Here is a 15,675-nt window from a genome sequence, read left to right as displayed (position 1 = left end):
TATGAGACATATTGTCCAGTTCAGCGGGGGAAAAGATAGTACAGCGATGCTGAACTTAATGATTGAGAAGGGTATGCCAATTGATGAAGTCGTGTTTTTTGATACAACATGGGAATTTGATGCTGTATATGAAAACATTAAACAACACAAGATGAAATGCGAGACCTTGGGAATAAAGTTTACAACAATAAAAAGCGAACATACATTTGATTATCTAGCTTTTGAAAAAGATGTAAGGAAACGAGATGGAACTCACCAAAAAGGATATTCGTGGTGTGGAGGTCTTGCAAGATGGGGAACAAGTGAAAAAATCAGGAATTTAGAAAAATACTGTAGAGGCAATATTGAGTATATTGGTTTTGCACATGATGAGCAACAAAGAATTGTAAAGAAGAGAAAAGGAATAAAAGTATTTCCATTGAATGATTGGGAGATGACAGAAGCTGATGCATTAAATCATTGCTATAAAAATGGTATTGAATACATAGAAGAAGGATTCCGATTATATGACTTGTTAGATCGTGCAAGTTGTTTCTGTTGTGGAAATAAGAATTTAAAAGAATTAAGAAATATGTATAATCACTTACCAGATTATTGGGATAGATTAAAATCTATGCAATGCAGAACTAGCAGATTATATAGAAAAGTTGGAATCCATCAATTGGAGCATAGATTTGAAAAAGAACTTTACTAAAGGGAGGTATAAAGAATGATTGTAGTTTATACGAACTGGGGAAATGTTGGATCGAAACGAGCTAAAGATTTTCTCATAAAGAATAAAAAGGTATTTGTAGAAAAGAATATTCAAACTTCAAAATTATCAACTGGAGAAATTAAATATTTGTTAAGCCGTTGTGAGAATGGAACATCAGATTTAATTAGTACCAGGTCAAAACCATATATGCAAATTCATAAAGATATAGATGATATGTCTATTAGTCAGCTTGCGCATTTCATTCAGGAGAAGCCAAACATGTTAAAGCTCCCTGTGGTTGTAAATGAAGATATTCTTATAACTGGATGGTCTGATGATGAAATCGAACTAGCAGGGCGAATGCAATAAGTAAAAAGGAGTGAAGGATGGAATACATAAAAAGATACAAAGATAAAAGTAGAAGGTTTTATACAAGAAGAAAATATTTAATGAGATTGCTATGGATATTACAAATGTTAACGATTCCAGTTGCTTTGATATTTAGCGATAAAATATTTATTTATATTTGGAGTGCTTTGGGAAAAGCTCATTGGAATGTAGTGCTAGCAATAGCCATACAAGTAGTTATGATAATTCTTTTATTTAATATTTTTATCTCCATAAGAAAAAAGAAAAACTTATATACAAAAAGAGGAATGATTACTTGTTTTGATCAAATCATTGTAAAGCATACTAAATTAATTGGGATGATAAGTAATACATTAATTTCAATTACATTTGAGGAGAACGAAAATCTTTTCACTCCAGATAGACCTAAGCATGAATACATACTCAAGGTCAATAATTTAAGAATTTATACAAAGAAAGTTTATGATCATACAACCGATTTTGAAATAAATCAATATGCAAGTTGGGAAATGGTATGTTGGCTTTATTATCAGGCATTAGATGAACTTGGAGTAATTGAAACCAAGAAAAAACAATCTCGAAAAGAGATAAAGGCTAGTAAAGAAAAAGAACTTGAAAAGATAGAACATAAAATATTTTCGTCAAAAGAATAATAAATATTATGGATACAATCCATTCGATTAATACATGGCAAGGCAGTGTGATGGAATATAAGAAATATGATAGTTAGTCAATCAGGCTTAACAAAATACGAGGAGAAATTCATGTTAAAAAAATGGAAAAAATATAAATTGAAAAAATCAGAAGAAAAAAACCAGGGACTAAAGAAGCTTTTAATAGGGAAAACTGTTAAAGGAAAAAAAGAGTTTATAGTGATGAATAAATTTTATGAACATGAGAACTGGATAACAAATCGCTTGAATAATTCTATGATTTCCTAAAATAAAACGTGGATTTCTATTACCCCGAATAATTAATAGGCAAATAAGATAATTTCCAATGCCCTTTGGAATCTTGTTTGTTTGTGTCTGAGCTTATTTTTGAAAGCCCTTCAAAATTGGAATCCATGTATAGATTGGTTTATTAAAATTAAATACTTCAACCCTGTAATGCTCAGACACAAAGTTAATTAAAAAAATGCTTAATTCCGCTAGTAAGAAATAAGTATTTGAAACATATATCTAAATAAAAAAAGAGAAGAAATAAGGTAGTAAATAAATAACAAAAAAAATGCCTGATCTATGAGGGATACAGGCATTCCATAATACATATATTTAATGAGAATGGGTCCCAATCAAATATATATAAGCAATTATAACAAATAAATCTAATTAATTAAACAAATATAAACTATGAAGGAGTTAGGAAATGGAAAATTTAATAATAGTCGCATCTTTCTTAGGAATGATGGGATTGATGTCAGCAACTGGATTAATATCCAGTGAAGTATTAGATAAAGCAAATTGTGTAAGTGATACTTCTGAGTATAGATCAGGAAGTAATAAATTTAATATATCAAAGAATGAAGAGGTGCTAAAATGAAAAAAAATAATCCATCATTATTTGATGAAATGTTTATTGATAACTTTGCTGGAGGCGGTGGAGCATCTACAGGTATTGAATTAGCAATAGGAAGACCGGTAGACATTGCTATAAACCACGATAAGAATGCTATAGCAATGCACAAAGCAAATCACCCATTCACAAAGCATTATTGTGAAAGTGTTTGGGATGTAGACCCCTTAGAAGCCACAGGAGGAAGACAAGTAGCAATGTGTTGGTTATCACCTGATTGTACACATTTTAGTAAGGCAAAGGGTGGAAAGCCAGTAAAGAAAGAAATAAGAGGATTGGCTTGGATTGCTCTTAAATGGGCTTCAGCAGTAAAACCAAGAGTTATTATGCTTGAGAATGTAGAAGAATTCAAGACATGGGGACCACTAAAAGCAAGACGTGACAAAAAAACCAAGAGAATAATTACTACTGATATTTACGAAGTATTAGATCCAGTGACTGGCAAATATGTTGAAGAAAATAGAGTTGCAAATAAAGGTGAAGTTGTTCCTTTTGAAAAGCAGTTATTAGAGCCAGATAAAAAGAAATCTGGAAAAACCTTTAGATTGTTCAAAAAGGCTTTAGAAAACCTTGGGTACCATGTTGAATATACAGAATTGAAAGCTTGTGACTATGGAGCTCCGACAACTAGGAAAAGATTTTTCTTAGTTGCAAGATGTGATGGGGAGCCAATTGTGTTTCCAGAATCAACGCATGCACCAAGGTTTAGCGAAGAAGTGAAAAATAAGATAAAGCAACCGTATGTACCAGCAAAAGAGATAATTGATTGGACACTTCCAACAACTTCAATCTTTGAAAGAAAAAGACCATTGGCAGAAGCAACAATGAAACGAATTGCTAGAGGGATATTCAAATACGTTATTAATGATCCTGAACCATTTATATTACAGATGGGGCAAACAGGATTCACAAAAGATAGAAATACATCTATTAATGAACCAATCAATACAATTGTGACGAAACAAGAGCATTGCGTAGTTACTCCGACAATTATGACTTACTACAAAGAGCATAATGGATCCAATATTGAAGAACCAATTTCAACGATTACTGGAACACCACACCATGCGTTAGTGGCACCATATATGATGATCAATAATTCAAACCATAGTGGAAATGATTTGAAAGAGCCTGTAAAAACAATTACTTCAGGAAATCATCATGCATTAATAACACCAACACTACTACAAATGGGTTATCCCGATAGTGAAGGAAAAAGAGTATTGGATTTAGAAAACCCATTAGGTGCGGTAACTAGTGCAGGTAATAAATTTGGATTGGCAGTTTCAACTATGATTCAAACTGGTTATGGTGAAAACAAAAAACAGAATCAAAAACCAAGAATTCTAGATTTGAAGGAACCATTAAATACGGTTGTTTCGACTACAAAACAAGGATTGGTTACTGCATTTATCGAAAAAACGTATGGTGGAAATTACTTAGGGAGTGGAAGTGATGTACAAAATCCACTCGATACAGTTACAGCTGTTGATCATAATCGTTTATGCGAATTAAAAATGGAAGCAAATGGAGATGCTCTGAATGCTCACGAAGGTGAAGTGAAAGCATTTTTAATTAAATACTATAATCAGGCTATTGGGCAGTCATTGGAAGAGCCACTTCACACAATAGGAAGCAGGGATACCTTTGGTCTGGTGACGATTAAAGGGACAAAGTACAAGATTGTTGACATTGGACTGAGAATGCTAGAGCCACATGAATTATATGCAGCACATGGGTTTCCAAAAGATTATGAAATATCGAAAGGAGCAAATGGAAAAGAATTACCTAAATATGAAAAAGTAAAACGAGTAGGTAACTCAGTTCCTCCAGCATTTGCTGAAGCATTGGTAAAAGCAAACTTACCTGAATATGCTGTTGATAAGAAAATACATACAATGGCAGAGCTTAATGAAAGAATCGCATATCAAGTATAAAATTCACAGGATTATATGAGGAGGATATGTAATGAATCAGAATGAAATGAACAATGGCTTATTTAACACATTAAACGAAATTCTACCGAAATTTGAGAAGATTATGGATTATTCACCAACATATGAGACAAGGGAATATTTAGAAACAATAAAGATTGCAATGGAGAAGAAATATAATGCGTTTTCAATATGTTTGACTTTCGATTTAATGTTGGCAGCGTTTTTGAATAAATGTAGTATTTCTCTAGTTGATTTAGTTCTTGAAAGAGATCAGGATGCTGTTGATTGCGTAAAGATTTCCAAAGAAATAATAAATACACTAGAAAAGTCGAACTACTACACACAAAAATCCGAAACATTTAAAAAGATGAGATTATTTCTTGATGATGTTTATAGAAAAAATACAAAAATTGATAATTACTTTGATAAGGGTGAGAAGATGTTTGAAATTCTTAAATTCCATTTTTTAACAATTAGTGATATGGAGTTGCATCAGTTCTTCAAAGGAGAGTCGACAGATATAAAACCTCATTACATCAGAAACATTAATTGCTTTAGAACAATGGATGAAGCTGTACGAGTGATGAGTAAAATACCAGTTAACTTTATTGCACTTGTAGGCGTGAAAGATGAGAACTCACGAGAAATTGGGTATTTTGCTTATATTGTGAAAAATGGTGAAAATCTATTTGCATTTAGTGATATCAATCGAAGCGAGGGGAATAATGGTTTATTTACAGCTGATAGAAATACATATAGAGACTTAATGCCTTATGTTCATTTGAAAGAGTTCAAGTATGTTTGGTGGTATGAGGATGCGTTTGGAATTATGAGACCTCTTAATGAGGATAAATATCATGTCGCTTTAAATAATAAAGATTGGAGTTCATTTACCTTAAATGAACTGGAAGATAATGAAATATTACTACAATACTTCATGTTTGATTATGTAAATAACCTTTTATTTAAAGAGAAACCTAAAGTAAACGAACTCACATATACAAGTCAATCATTAGCGTTGACATATAAAGGTAAAACAATTAATAAATCACAGTTACCAATTCTTGCAAGTGATCTAAATAAAACGGAGTACGAGTTACCAAAACTGGATGAAATTTTAGATCAGATTGCTCATGAGATGTACAAGGATTATCTTAAACAAATGAAAAGGGGATTTGAAAATTCCTATGAATGCGAACGATGGTGGAGTGTTCAAGAAGAGGCTATTGAGAATGTTAGAAATAAAATTCAGAAACAACCACTTGAACTTATCTATTTTGAATTGAACAAAGATGAAGTAATTGATGCGAAAGGAAAGCAAGCTGAAGTGGCTGTGGATGTATGGGATAAGAGAGAGCCTTGGCTTGATGTTATATCTGGTATTACAAATAATTTCTTTGGTACAAAATCTCAATATAGGTCATATACTGATAATCTTTTCTATTCTAATTTATCCAGATTGATTAAGAAAGAATATGAAAAAATCATTAAGTCCAAGGTACCAGCATATGTTAGATTTTTGAATTATCTATTATCTGAGAAGTTTAGAGAAAGAGTTGTTGAGGCTACATTACTAGATGCATTGACTGAGAAAAAGAACTCTACAATCAGACATAGAGGATTTCGAGAACCAGATATGTGGAGAGAAAATAAAAGTTGGGAAGATGCTGGACTAAACCTATGGTTATATTGGAAGTACCGACAAAGCAATCAAATGTCTTATAAAGAATATGAAGAAGGACATTGCTGTGTATTAAATGGTAGCAAGTCTTGTGTTTATAAAGTTAGTCTCCAAATCAATCATATTGATGAGATGAAAAGGATTTGGACATTTATAAATAAAGAAGAAGTTCCTGATTTTATGAAAATTCATAATTACTATACAGCCACAAGATCCGCTGGTGTTAATTCATCAGATGTAAATTATGTAAGTATTTTTGGAAGTGGTGAAGATAGTATCTATTGGATATCTAAGTCAGGATTGAAAGCATTTTGCAGGACACATGGAATTGATTTTGATGAAGCGTTAAATAAAATTGAAAAATCAAATTATTACTAGAGGTATGAAAATGGGAAAAACTAAAATTGAATGGTGCGATGAAACTGTAAATCCGGTTATAGGATGTACATATGGCTGTTCGTATTGTTATGCAGCTAGACTGAATAAAAGATTTAAGTGGGTTAAAGAATGGGGAAAACCTGAAGTCTTTCCAGATAAACTGGATTATATAGCCAAATTGAGAAAACCAAAAAATATATTTATGAATAGCATGAGTGATGTAGCAGACTGGAACATTGATATTGTCAAGAAAGTAAATAGAGTAATGCATGATAATTCTCACCATAATTATTTATTTCTAACAAAGAGACCTGAAGCAATTTCATATTACTTAGGCATAAACACCGAAATATGGTTAGGAGTTACATATACGACAGATGATGATTGGACACGCTTGGGTTGTTTGATTGAAGAAACCTCAGCAAGACGAAAATTCCTATCTATTGAGCCTTTACATGATGAAGTCTCTATAGCGCCCAAATATTTAAATCAAATAGATTGGATAATAATTGGAGCTGAAACAGGTAACAGAAAAGGAAAAATTATCCCAAAAAAAGAATGGATCATGAAGATAGTTGAAGAAGCTAAAAAACATAATGTTCCAGTTTTTATGAAAGATAGTTTAATAGAAATTATTGGAAAAGATAATATACTACAAGAGTTTCCAATAGAATTAATAGCATTTTATATTTAAAAGAAAAATTGCTATCGGCAATTAGAGTGGAGGAAAAATGGAAAATTTAAATGACTTAAAAATAAAGCAAAAAGAATTGCAAGAAGAAAGTAAAAAGGTTAGTGAAAAGATCAAATTACTTGAAAAGAATAACCCAATCATTGGTTGTATCGAAGCTTTTAAAAATACTAATAGTAAAGTGACGGAAAAAAAGAATAGTGCCTTTGAGTTATTCAAAAATCAATTAGAAAAGCATTTGATTAATAAATTTGGAGAACTTGATTTCAAATTAGAGAATTCATCTACATTTGATTATCGCTTAGATATTACATTTGGTGGAAAAACTTATTTTATTGGGAATCCGTTAGATTCATATTCAATCAGTGATGCATCAACAATAGAAGAAATAGTAAAATCAATAACAATTCGTACTGAGTTATTTAAGCAAATGGAGAATGATAAATTTAAGTATTTTGTGAAGTGTGAACCTCGTGTTGAATTAATGGATTACATCGAATATTTCATTAAAAACAGATCAAATAAAAAGATGGAACTTATTGAAGTTAATAATATTAAAATTAGAGTTCCAGAGACTTTTAGTATCAGAAACAAATATAAATACGTGAATTTAGAGTTCTTTGTTGAGCTAGACACTGTTGATTTTTCATTAGTTGATATTGTTACACAAATTACACCAGAAGAAATAAATGATATTCATAAATACAGAGAAACTAGAGAGCATGAAATAGAAATATATGAACTTGCAGACTTTAATGTAAGATCATGTACTTTAGAAGATTATTTATTAAAGAAAAATGAAGAGGATAAGTAATATGGAAAATAAACATACATTAGAAGAAAAAATAAGACTCCATGAAAGGTCTTTGATGCGAATGGGATTCCCAATTAATAATGGACCTACAATTTGGGAAGAGTTAAAAGAAGAACTGCTATCAAAAAAAGATTTCATTCCAAAAGACAAAATAAGAAAGTTGTTGGAAGAGAAAGAAAAACTAATGAAAGATATTTATGATTTTTCGGGATATGGTCCAATCACACAAAATGAGTTAAATAAAGTACAATCACAGATTGATTTATTAAAACAATTACTAGAGGAGGAATAAGAATGTGAAAACATACACAATTAAATTAACGCAAACATTCGTATGGGAAGAAGAGTTTGAAGCGAACACAAAAGAAGAGGCTATATCAATCGCAGCGAAACATATTGATGGCTTTTGGGGTGTAGCCGACGCAACAACTCTTGATAAAGAAAGATATGAAATTGTCGAGGTAAGAGATAATGAACGAAAGATACCAAAGAGCATTAGATAGGTTAAGGGAAGTTGAGCCATCAAATAGCCTTCCTTTAGGAACAACATTAGATGAATGTTTCATTGAAGAGTTCAATATACTACAGGAATTAGTAGACAGGATGAACCATTGGAATTTGAAGAGTTGGGCACAAATATGACTGTTTATGACGTTAAAAGTGGGCAGTTAGTTAAAATTGTAAAAACATCAGTTGAAAATGAGCTAGTTGTTATAAGATTTGCAAATATGCCATATGATACGTTCTGTAAATTTGAAGAAAATCGCTTCTTTCGCAATATATGGGGGTGGAAGTATGAGTGAAGAAGTAAATAGCAATATAATATTTGAGATTTTACAGGGAGTACCTGAAGCAATGGAAGCACTGGCTAGCATATTAACCTCATCAGGATTCAAGCATATAGAAACAATAAAGAACTATGAATTATTTGGATTAAGACTATATGAATTGTGGAATGGCTGCTGCAATCGCAATGATTATAAAACCAAGCAAGTGCTGGAGTTACTGAAAAACAAAAAGATTTCCAAACAGATATTAGATGAGCATCTGTCTAAACATCCAGGTATTGGATTTGATGAAATAATTAATCAAGAGATTTATGCTTGTTTGATTAATAAAAAGAACCGTGTTGAAGAGATATTGCTGGAATCTATTCATACATATAGTTTAGTTGATATCTTTGGAAGACCAACGCGTGTTGAAGTGGAGGCATATAAGCACTTTATTGAACTTACAAGTTATTTATTGAATGATAAGTCACTTTTGATTGGAATAGAAAGTGCATTTAGAAGCTTTGATGATCAACAGGCAGTTTACAACGAATTATTAAGTCAATATGGTTCAGAGTATGCAAGAGAATATGTTGCTCCTGTAGGTCATAGCGAGCATCATACAGGACAGGCAATCGATGTAAATGTATATGTGAATTATAGGTGGTGCAAAACTAATGAAGAGCTCTTTGCATGTGAAGATGAATTTAGAATAATGCATTCACATTTGCATAAGTTTGTTTTCATTTTAAGGTACCCAAGAGATAAGAATACTGGTTATCCATACGAACCTTGGCACATCAGGTATGTTGGGAAAAATCTAGCAAAGTATTTATATGAGAATAATCTATCACTAGATGAATATCATGCCAATAAGAAAGATCGAAAAGGAGATTGCACAGAATGAATTTAATGCAAATGTCAATAATAGTGGTAATAGTCATATATACAATATATTTTCTTATCTATGTAAGCCAGAAAAAAATCAAGGATAAAAGCAGTGAGCCATCAAAGTTAACTAAATGGGTGGATAGAAACCTAAATAATCCAAAATTAATACTTATATTAATTGTGATTTCGCTTCTGATCCTATTTTGGTTCTTACATGAAGTTAAGGCAATTTAAATAAAAAACCGAAAGGGAATAGATCTATGAAAAAATTATTAGAGAATGCAATGAAAGAACATAAAGACTTGCTTAAGGAAAGTGGATTGTGCGATACCTGTTGGGATAGTTATGAGAACAGCAAGATTGCACAGTTATTTCATCAGGTAAAAGTAAAGTTAGAAACGGATGAATGGCAATGTGACTATTCTCAAGAGCCATTTATGAGAATTCGAGGTAGATTATATAAATCAAAAGTGTGGGGATGGGCAGGAGTTTTAAACTTTGAGTCAATAACAGATGGATCTGTAGTTTATGTAGAAAAGGGTGATGTGTTAAAGTATACAAATTTAACAGGATCGTTAGCAGAACTATATTGCATCTTTGAAGATGCTAAAGGGAATCTTATGAAAATCCGATCATATTGTTTCATAGAAGATTTCTTTGAAATGATACAGAAAGAAGAGAAGAGGCGTAATGAAAAGTAATCTCATAAATAAGCAACAGAAGATAGGAAAATGGAAGAAATTAAGATTATTAAACCGATTGAGATATGTTTGGTGGCTCTTTGATATTGTTGTGTTAATTATTTACATTAGGTTTTTACCAACACTATATATGAATATTGATAAATTATTATCAGCATTTGGTCCACTATTGGGAACGATATTAGAATTTACATTACCTCTATTGATTATTCCATATTGCATATACTTTATAGAAAAGAAAATATGATGAATCAATTATCTGGCATATAAGATTTTTAGATACACTTGTATGCTTGTAAATAATATTTTGGAAGGCAAGAAATATATGAAAGAAAAGCAAATGTTTGAAGCTGTTAAACAGTTTCTAATAAAAAAAGTCGATTGCGAAGCAGTTTATGGAGAGATTATAAACTTTGATGTTGTAGGGTTAGCAGCTAATGAAATAAATATAATTGTTGAAATGAAAACATCTATAACTTTTAAAGTTATGGATCAAGCTCTAAGAGCATTACAATATGCTGATTATGTTTACATAGCAATCCCTAAACGAGAAAGATGGGGATATAAGTATGATCCAACAGAATTATTAAGAAAACTGTATTTTGATAGATATGGAATAGGCTTACTTGAAGTTGATAAAAAGTGCATAGATTCTAAGAAGTATGGATATGAAGAAAATCAGGAAAGATTTGTAACTGTTGTTATTAAGCCACGATTTAATCGAATTCCTAAAAGAGAAAGAATGAGAAGAAAGTACCATCCAATGAGAGAGACATTCTCGCCAGATGCTTACAACATTAGAAAAAAGATACAGCCACATAGCCATAAAAACATTGGAGGCGTGTCTGGAGGCGACGAGGAGAAGGTTTCCGCCTATTCCGAAACAATGAACCGCATCAAAGAATATATGAGCAGAAAGCGAATATGGTCCGCGAGCGATGGATGGGTGACTGTCGATGATATATTAGAACATTGCGAAACACATTATGCAAGTCCTAGACCCAGCGTTATGAAGACATTACAGGAAGGTTGGAACACATCATGGTGTGAAAGCAAAAAAGAAAATGGAAAGCGTTATTTCAGATTTCGAAAAGAACTAGAAGGAAGCAATACTTAGAAACGTAGTTGAGGGGTATCAAGGCTCTCACAGGGCTACTTAAAGAGATTAACTGCAACTCGGTGACCAGTTAACAAAACCTCTTAAAACACCTTAAAATAGCCTTTAAAATCAAAAAATATGAGAAAAACAAAAAAATAAAGCATGTCGGTGACGATGATGCGTATATATAAGCAACCGCAGGGAGGTATGAATGCAGTTAACATATGAATTGTTTTTAGAACAGACTTTGAATGGTAATAATTATCATCAATTAGAAATATTTAAAGAGATAGATATTATTGCTGAAGATCCTTTTCACAATAATGTATATGTCAAATATGATGTTCTTCATAGAGATGAATTTTTTGAATATTACAACCGGGTAAATGATTTTATTATATATTCGTTTTCAATCCCAAAGGAAAGATTTTTAAAAGAATATGATCAATTTGTGGATAACTATAAATACACTGGAAGAAATGCAAGGTATGCAGTTCAACTGAAGATTCTTTATCCAAAAGGAATTGTTAGTTCAAGGAATAAAAGAATATCCTTTTTGAAGGAGTATGTGAAACAACTGATAGGAATTAAAGTTAATCTTCCATATACAGTGCAAGAAATAACAATAGGTAAAGCAAATTATGCTTTGATCACAATTATAGAAAGAGAGTTTCTTGGTAAATCAAATTATAAATATTATCAAAAGGATGTTTGGATAGATTCCAGAACAGGATCGTTTCCAAAATCAGATTGTCCTGAAGAATTCAAAGTGCTCAAACGAAAAAAAGGAGATATTCAAAAAGATAAGAATGGAAAGCTGATACCTAATGAGAGAAAATTTTCTACATGCGTTAGAGTGTTTCGATATGGAATGAGAAAGGATGGTACCAGCTGTTGGGATATATTCATTAATGATTTGAAAAATAAATTAATCAATTCATTGAAAAGAATCTTTTCCAAAAAGGCAGGTACAGGAAAAGTACTTCATAAGCGTCAGTGTAAAAAATCTTATCATCCGTTGATCAGACGAAGGTTAAGTTCAATTAACTATGCAAAGCAAACAATTGAATACACTACAAATTGGTTGTTAAAGCGTGAAAAAGAATATTTGAAGTTTAAAGAGAAACCTAAAGATTTTACAATACAACGACAGCACGATCAGCTAACGTTATGGAATAGTTCAGAATGGAGATACATGGGTGTTGAGAAGACCAAGGCATATAAGCAGATTGAAAGCATATTTGAGAAGTTTCGATCGCGATTTAAAAAAGAGGAGTTTCACGATAATGAAGGCAATGTGAGAAAGATTCAACATTGTTACCAGAGAGTTGATGAATTAGAAGAAAATATTCATTTACTGATTAAGATGTTTTTTGAAGATATAAGCGCTGTTCAGTTATCAGTTGATGGATGACAAATGTATACAAGGATAGTGAAGGAGGAATAGCATGAAGTATGAGATTGATATAAAAGGAACAACAAAAGAGGTTGAGAATTTATTTAACGACTATATATTTCCAACATTTTCAACTTTTAGGTTTGATTATACCGTATTAAGTTCGGACGATGGCATGTATGAAAAGGTCATTATAAATTCAAACTCGCTGGATGATGATGTGACAACCAAAATGTCATCAAGTAACTCGATTATTCGATTTACAGGTAATGGAGATTCTACTGCTTATGAGAAACGATTAATAAAAGCAATTGATTTGTCTGTTAAAGAAGAAAAATGGTTAAAAGAGGTTCTTGAATGTATTTATCAGTTACCAAAAACAGAAAGGCATGTGATTATTGCCAAATATATAGTCTGTGAGAAGGATCAGGATATTATGAATTATCTAGATGTCAAAAAAAGTAAGTTCTTTAAACTCAGAAGTGGTGCGTTTTTACATCTTGCATTACTATTACCAGATAAAATTCGAGTAAGGGAAATAGGGAGGAAGTGATATAATGGCTGATTTTCTTGTAAGTAACAAACTATTGCTTCTATCGATATATCCAATTCTATATCTGTTCTTTATTATGTTTTATTTAGCAGTTTATAGTAAGTTTTATTGGTTCATTGAGAAGAACGAAGATAAAATCGAACGTCTCAATAAGAAAGAAGTAAAAATTGGATTTACTATTTCATTTGTAGCATTAATTTTCATAAGTATTCTCATAGCTATAAAAGGTGAGTTTTTACTATTTTTGATGATTATTGGAGAAGCGTTAACATATTGGATTTTGAGATTTTACTCTTCACTACCACGACTAAAGAAAAATATAGATTTTAATAATGTTGCAAAGAAATACTGGAGAGCAAATAGAATTTTTACAATAGTTTCGGCTCTAATGATGATTTTGGGATTTACTGGATTTTCACAAGAAACAGTAAACGCTACACCAGATGAAAAAATACAAATATATGGAACAAGCAATGATAGTAGTGTATCAGGATATGGATCAGGTAGTATGCTATATCACGATTTTACTATAACAACTGATAACAAGTTTATATATTACGAAAAAAATGCTGAAGGTGTTATTAATAGAAGATCTATTGACTTTGATTTTCCGATTATTGAAAGCGATACAGATTACTACTATTTTATATCTTCTACAGAAACATCGAGTAAAAGATACCAAGCATTGTTTTATGATTTTAAAGTGGAAGACACTCAAGTAAATAGAGTTCTTTACGTACCAGAAGGTACCGTAACCGATAAAGAACAAAATGGCTTTGATTAGAGAGGACATCTAAAATGAGAATAAATAGTATAGAAACGGTTTTAGTAGATACGGTTTATACAAGAAAACCAAGTACTGGTGCAAGACAATTCTTTGTATATTCTGATCAAGAGCAGTACTTCATTATAACCAATATATGGGGGACTACTGCATCAGGAAAAACAAGAAAAATGAAATTAACAATTGAAAACATCAGAGATAATAAAACGTTGGTGTATGCAATGAAGGATGATTATCAAGATATCAAGAATGCAAATGTCGTTCAACTATCACAACTACAACTGTTAGATAGTGATTTGTTGTTTAAGGTTATCACAGAAGATTTAGACAGAAAGAACTTGGAAAAATACAATAGGATAGTCTTCGATGATTTTCAATATTATTGTAAAGATCAAAATAATTTTGATTTCCTCATGGAAATTATTGAAGCTAATAGCATAGAAGAAATATTTTTCTTATCAACACCACAAATAAGTTTAGGATACAACAAAAGAAATCAAAACTTAGAATTTAGATGGATTGTTTAATTTTTAATTAGATAACAAATGAATAAATATATAAATTACAAAATGGAGGTATAACATGGATTTTATTAGTTATTTTTTAGATTTAATATTTAGTGGAAAATTATTTTTTCCGACAGGATTAGCAGATGCATTAACGTATTTAGAAAATATGAACTCATTCTACTCATATAGGCTTTCCTACTTTGGAAGTTTTGTAGGAGTGTTAGTAGGTATTGCGCAGCTTGTGCTGCTAATAATTATAATTATTGGAATTATCATTTATTCTTATGAAGAAAAAAGTATAAATGAATTTATTAAAGCGTTTGTCATAGGGATTATTATTTATGTTATGGCAAGTGTTGCAGTGTGCTTACCAATGCTATTATACGGCTACAATGATCTATTTGATTATTCACAGATGTCAGTGATACTTATTATTTTAGCGTATATAGCAATTGCAGGCGCTGTTGCAGTGGTTTGTGGGAAATTTAGAGAACTTAGACATGAGAAACTCATGTTAGAAATAGAGTTATCCAACGCAAATGAAGAAGATGAGGATCTGGATGATGAATATGAATCATTCCTTAATAATTCTTGTAAGGTATTGATGATAGAGTTTGATGATGATAATGACTATTATCGGTTGCTCTTACAGCCACTCCCAATTGATGAAAATGCATGGAATTATGCTGAGGCAAGTCTTTCGTTAAATGTTTTAGACAAAGAGAATATTCAAATTGGATCCATTATTTCTATAAAGCAACTTGATGAACCAATTTACAACGATGAATCATTTGATATACAAGAAATAATTATAGAAAATTATTAAAGGAGAA

At 31.3% G+C, this 15,675-nt stretch carries 21 protein-coding genes; all 21 read left to right on the top strand.

Annotation, left to right across the window (positions count from 1 at the left end; translation table 11 throughout):
- The first annotated feature begins 1 nt into the window (after position 1).
- Positions 2-694 (top strand): phosphoadenosine phosphosulfate reductase domain-containing protein, encoded by a 693-nt coding sequence (locus J2S15_RS11715; protein ID WP_307408506.1) that lies wholly within the window; start codon positions 2-4, stop codon positions 692-694.
- 15 nt (positions 695-709) lie between these two features.
- Positions 710-1,063 carry an ArsC/Spx/MgsR family protein gene (locus tag J2S15_RS11710; protein WP_307408504.1) on the top strand — a complete coding sequence of 118 codons (354 nt, stop codon included), beginning with the start codon at positions 710-712 and terminating at the stop codon, positions 1,061-1,063.
- Positions 1,064-1,080: 17 nt separating this feature from the next.
- The gene (locus tag J2S15_RS11705) at positions 1,081-1,716 is read left to right on the top strand and encodes a hypothetical protein (RefSeq protein ID WP_307408502.1); all 636 of its coding nucleotides are present in this window, start codon (positions 1,081-1,083) and stop codon (positions 1,714-1,716) included.
- Positions 1,717-1,827: 111 nt separating this feature from the next.
- Positions 1,828-2,004, top strand: coding sequence for a hypothetical protein (locus J2S15_RS11700; protein ID WP_307408500.1), 177 nt, complete (start codon positions 1,828-1,830; stop codon positions 2,002-2,004).
- A gap of 427 nt (positions 2,005-2,431) precedes the next feature.
- Positions 2,432-2,605, top strand: a complete 174-nt coding sequence (locus J2S15_RS11695; RefSeq protein ID WP_307408498.1) for a hypothetical protein — start codon at positions 2,432-2,434, stop codon at positions 2,603-2,605.
- Entirely contained in the window at positions 2,602-4,575 is a 1,974-nt protein-coding gene (locus tag J2S15_RS11690) for a DNA cytosine methyltransferase (RefSeq protein ID WP_307408497.1), read from the top strand. The genes J2S15_RS11695 and J2S15_RS11690 overlap by 4 nt, the downstream gene beginning before the upstream one ends.
- A gap of 31 nt (positions 4,576-4,606) precedes the next feature.
- Entirely contained in the window at positions 4,607-6,634 is a 2,028-nt protein-coding gene (locus tag J2S15_RS11685; protein ID WP_307408496.1) for a hypothetical protein, read from the top strand.
- A gap of 10 nt (positions 6,635-6,644) precedes the next feature.
- Positions 6,645-7,328, top strand: coding sequence for a DUF5131 family protein (locus tag J2S15_RS11680; RefSeq protein WP_307408494.1), 684 nt, complete (start codon positions 6,645-6,647; stop codon positions 7,326-7,328).
- Between the two features lie 37 nt (positions 7,329-7,365).
- Entirely contained in the window at positions 7,366-8,139 is a 774-nt protein-coding gene (locus J2S15_RS11675) for a hypothetical protein (protein ID WP_307408492.1), read from the top strand.
- A 1-nt stretch (position 8,140) separates the two neighbouring features.
- The gene (locus J2S15_RS11670) at positions 8,141-8,431 is read left to right on the top strand and encodes a hypothetical protein (protein ID WP_307408490.1); all 291 of its coding nucleotides are present in this window, start codon (positions 8,141-8,143) and stop codon (positions 8,429-8,431) included.
- Positions 8,432-8,435: 4 nt separating this feature from the next.
- Positions 8,436-8,642, top strand: a complete 207-nt coding sequence (locus J2S15_RS11665; protein WP_307408488.1) for a hypothetical protein — start codon at positions 8,436-8,438, stop codon at positions 8,640-8,642.
- 135 nt (positions 8,643-8,777) lie between these two features.
- Positions 8,778-8,942: a hypothetical protein gene (locus J2S15_RS11660; RefSeq protein ID WP_307408486.1), complete on the top strand. Its 165-nt coding sequence runs from the start codon at positions 8,778-8,780 to the stop codon at positions 8,940-8,942.
- Complete coding sequence (locus tag J2S15_RS11655; RefSeq protein WP_307408484.1) at positions 8,935-9,816, top strand: M15 family metallopeptidase; 882 nt, start codon at positions 8,935-8,937, stop codon at positions 9,814-9,816. The genes J2S15_RS11660 and J2S15_RS11655 overlap by 8 nt, the downstream gene beginning before the upstream one ends.
- 244 nt (positions 9,817-10,060) lie before the next feature.
- Positions 10,061-10,501 carry a hypothetical protein gene (locus J2S15_RS11650; protein WP_307408482.1) on the top strand — a complete coding sequence of 147 codons (441 nt, stop codon included), beginning with the start codon at positions 10,061-10,063 and terminating at the stop codon, positions 10,499-10,501.
- Positions 10,491-10,748, top strand: coding sequence for a hypothetical protein (locus J2S15_RS11645; RefSeq protein ID WP_307408480.1), 258 nt, complete (start codon positions 10,491-10,493; stop codon positions 10,746-10,748). The genes J2S15_RS11650 and J2S15_RS11645 overlap by 11 nt, the downstream gene beginning before the upstream one ends.
- A gap of 42 nt (positions 10,749-10,790) precedes the next feature.
- Positions 10,791-11,618: a hypothetical protein gene (locus J2S15_RS11640; protein ID WP_307408479.1), complete on the top strand. Its 828-nt coding sequence runs from the start codon at positions 10,791-10,793 to the stop codon at positions 11,616-11,618.
- Positions 11,619-11,811: 193 nt separating this feature from the next.
- On the top strand, positions 11,812-13,014 hold the full coding sequence (locus J2S15_RS11635; protein ID WP_307408477.1) for a hypothetical protein: 1,203 nt from the start codon (positions 11,812-11,814) through the stop codon (positions 13,012-13,014).
- 34 nt (positions 13,015-13,048) lie between these two features.
- Positions 13,049-13,549 carry an ArpU family phage packaging/lysis transcriptional regulator gene (locus J2S15_RS11630; protein WP_307408475.1) on the top strand — a complete coding sequence of 167 codons (501 nt, stop codon included), beginning with the start codon at positions 13,049-13,051 and terminating at the stop codon, positions 13,547-13,549.
- A 4-nt stretch (positions 13,550-13,553) separates the two neighbouring features.
- Entirely contained in the window at positions 13,554-14,333 is a 780-nt protein-coding gene (locus J2S15_RS11625; protein WP_307408474.1) for a hypothetical protein, read from the top strand.
- A gap of 14 nt (positions 14,334-14,347) precedes the next feature.
- Positions 14,348-14,860, top strand: a complete 513-nt coding sequence (locus tag J2S15_RS11620) for a hypothetical protein (protein ID WP_307408473.1) — start codon at positions 14,348-14,350, stop codon at positions 14,858-14,860.
- A gap of 55 nt (positions 14,861-14,915) precedes the next feature.
- On the top strand, positions 14,916-15,668 hold the full coding sequence (locus J2S15_RS11615; RefSeq protein WP_307408472.1) for a hypothetical protein: 753 nt from the start codon (positions 14,916-14,918) through the stop codon (positions 15,666-15,668).
- Positions 15,669-15,675 lie beyond the last annotated feature (7 nt).

This window comes from Breznakia pachnodae (genome assembly GCF_030814225.1).
GTDB lineage: Bacteria > Bacillota_I > Bacilli_A > Erysipelotrichales > Erysipelotrichaceae > Breznakia > Breznakia pachnodae.
The sequence above is the reverse complement of the archived record's forward strand: the minus strand, read 5'-3'. Positions and strand labels throughout refer to the sequence as shown.

What these genes read in the sequence shown, in the direction of transcription:
- J2S15_RS11650 (WP_307408482.1), top strand. Translation starts at nt 10,061, where the DNA reads ATGAAAAAATTATTAGAGAATGCAATGAAAGAACATAAAGACTTGCTT.
- J2S15_RS11705 (WP_307408502.1), top strand. Translation starts at nt 1,081, where the DNA reads ATGGAATACATAAAAAGATACAAAGATAAAAGTAGAAGGTTTTATACA.
- J2S15_RS11690 (WP_307408497.1), top strand. Translation starts at nt 2,602, where the DNA reads ATGAAAAAAAATAATCCATCATTATTTGATGAAATGTTTATTGATAAC.
- J2S15_RS11635 (WP_307408477.1), top strand. Translation starts at nt 11,812, where the DNA reads ATGCAGTTAACATATGAATTGTTTTTAGAACAGACTTTGAATGGTAAT.
- J2S15_RS11680 (WP_307408494.1), top strand. Translation starts at nt 6,645, where the DNA reads ATGGGAAAAACTAAAATTGAATGGTGCGATGAAACTGTAAATCCGGTT.
- J2S15_RS11630 (WP_307408475.1), top strand. Translation starts at nt 13,049, where the DNA reads ATGAAGTATGAGATTGATATAAAAGGAACAACAAAAGAGGTTGAGAAT.
- J2S15_RS11710 (WP_307408504.1), top strand. Translation starts at nt 710, where the DNA reads ATGATTGTAGTTTATACGAACTGGGGAAATGTTGGATCGAAACGAGCT.
- J2S15_RS11695 (WP_307408498.1), top strand. Translation starts at nt 2,432, where the DNA reads ATGGAAAATTTAATAATAGTCGCATCTTTCTTAGGAATGATGGGATTG.
- J2S15_RS11645 (WP_307408480.1), top strand. Translation starts at nt 10,491, where the DNA reads ATGAAAAGTAATCTCATAAATAAGCAACAGAAGATAGGAAAATGGAAG.
- J2S15_RS11675 (WP_307408492.1), top strand. Translation starts at nt 7,366, where the DNA reads ATGGAAAATTTAAATGACTTAAAAATAAAGCAAAAAGAATTGCAAGAA.
- J2S15_RS11715 (WP_307408506.1), top strand. Translation starts at nt 2, where the DNA reads ATGAGACATATTGTCCAGTTCAGCGGGGGAAAAGATAGTACAGCGATG.
- J2S15_RS11655 (WP_307408484.1), top strand. Translation starts at nt 8,935, where the DNA reads ATGAGTGAAGAAGTAAATAGCAATATAATATTTGAGATTTTACAGGGA.
- J2S15_RS11660 (WP_307408486.1), top strand. Translation starts at nt 8,778, where the DNA reads ATGACTGTTTATGACGTTAAAAGTGGGCAGTTAGTTAAAATTGTAAAA.
- J2S15_RS11640 (WP_307408479.1), top strand. Translation starts at nt 10,791, where the DNA reads ATGCTTGTAAATAATATTTTGGAAGGCAAGAAATATATGAAAGAAAAG.
- J2S15_RS11700 (WP_307408500.1), top strand. Translation starts at nt 1,828, where the DNA reads ATGTTAAAAAAATGGAAAAAATATAAATTGAAAAAATCAGAAGAAAAA.
- J2S15_RS11685 (WP_307408496.1), top strand. Translation starts at nt 4,607, where the DNA reads ATGAATCAGAATGAAATGAACAATGGCTTATTTAACACATTAAACGAA.
- J2S15_RS11620 (WP_307408473.1), top strand. Translation starts at nt 14,348, where the DNA reads ATGAGAATAAATAGTATAGAAACGGTTTTAGTAGATACGGTTTATACA.
- J2S15_RS11625 (WP_307408474.1), top strand. Translation starts at nt 13,554, where the DNA reads ATGGCTGATTTTCTTGTAAGTAACAAACTATTGCTTCTATCGATATAT.
- J2S15_RS11670 (WP_307408490.1), top strand. Translation starts at nt 8,141, where the DNA reads ATGGAAAATAAACATACATTAGAAGAAAAAATAAGACTCCATGAAAGG.
- J2S15_RS11615 (WP_307408472.1), top strand. Translation starts at nt 14,916, where the DNA reads ATGGATTTTATTAGTTATTTTTTAGATTTAATATTTAGTGGAAAATTA.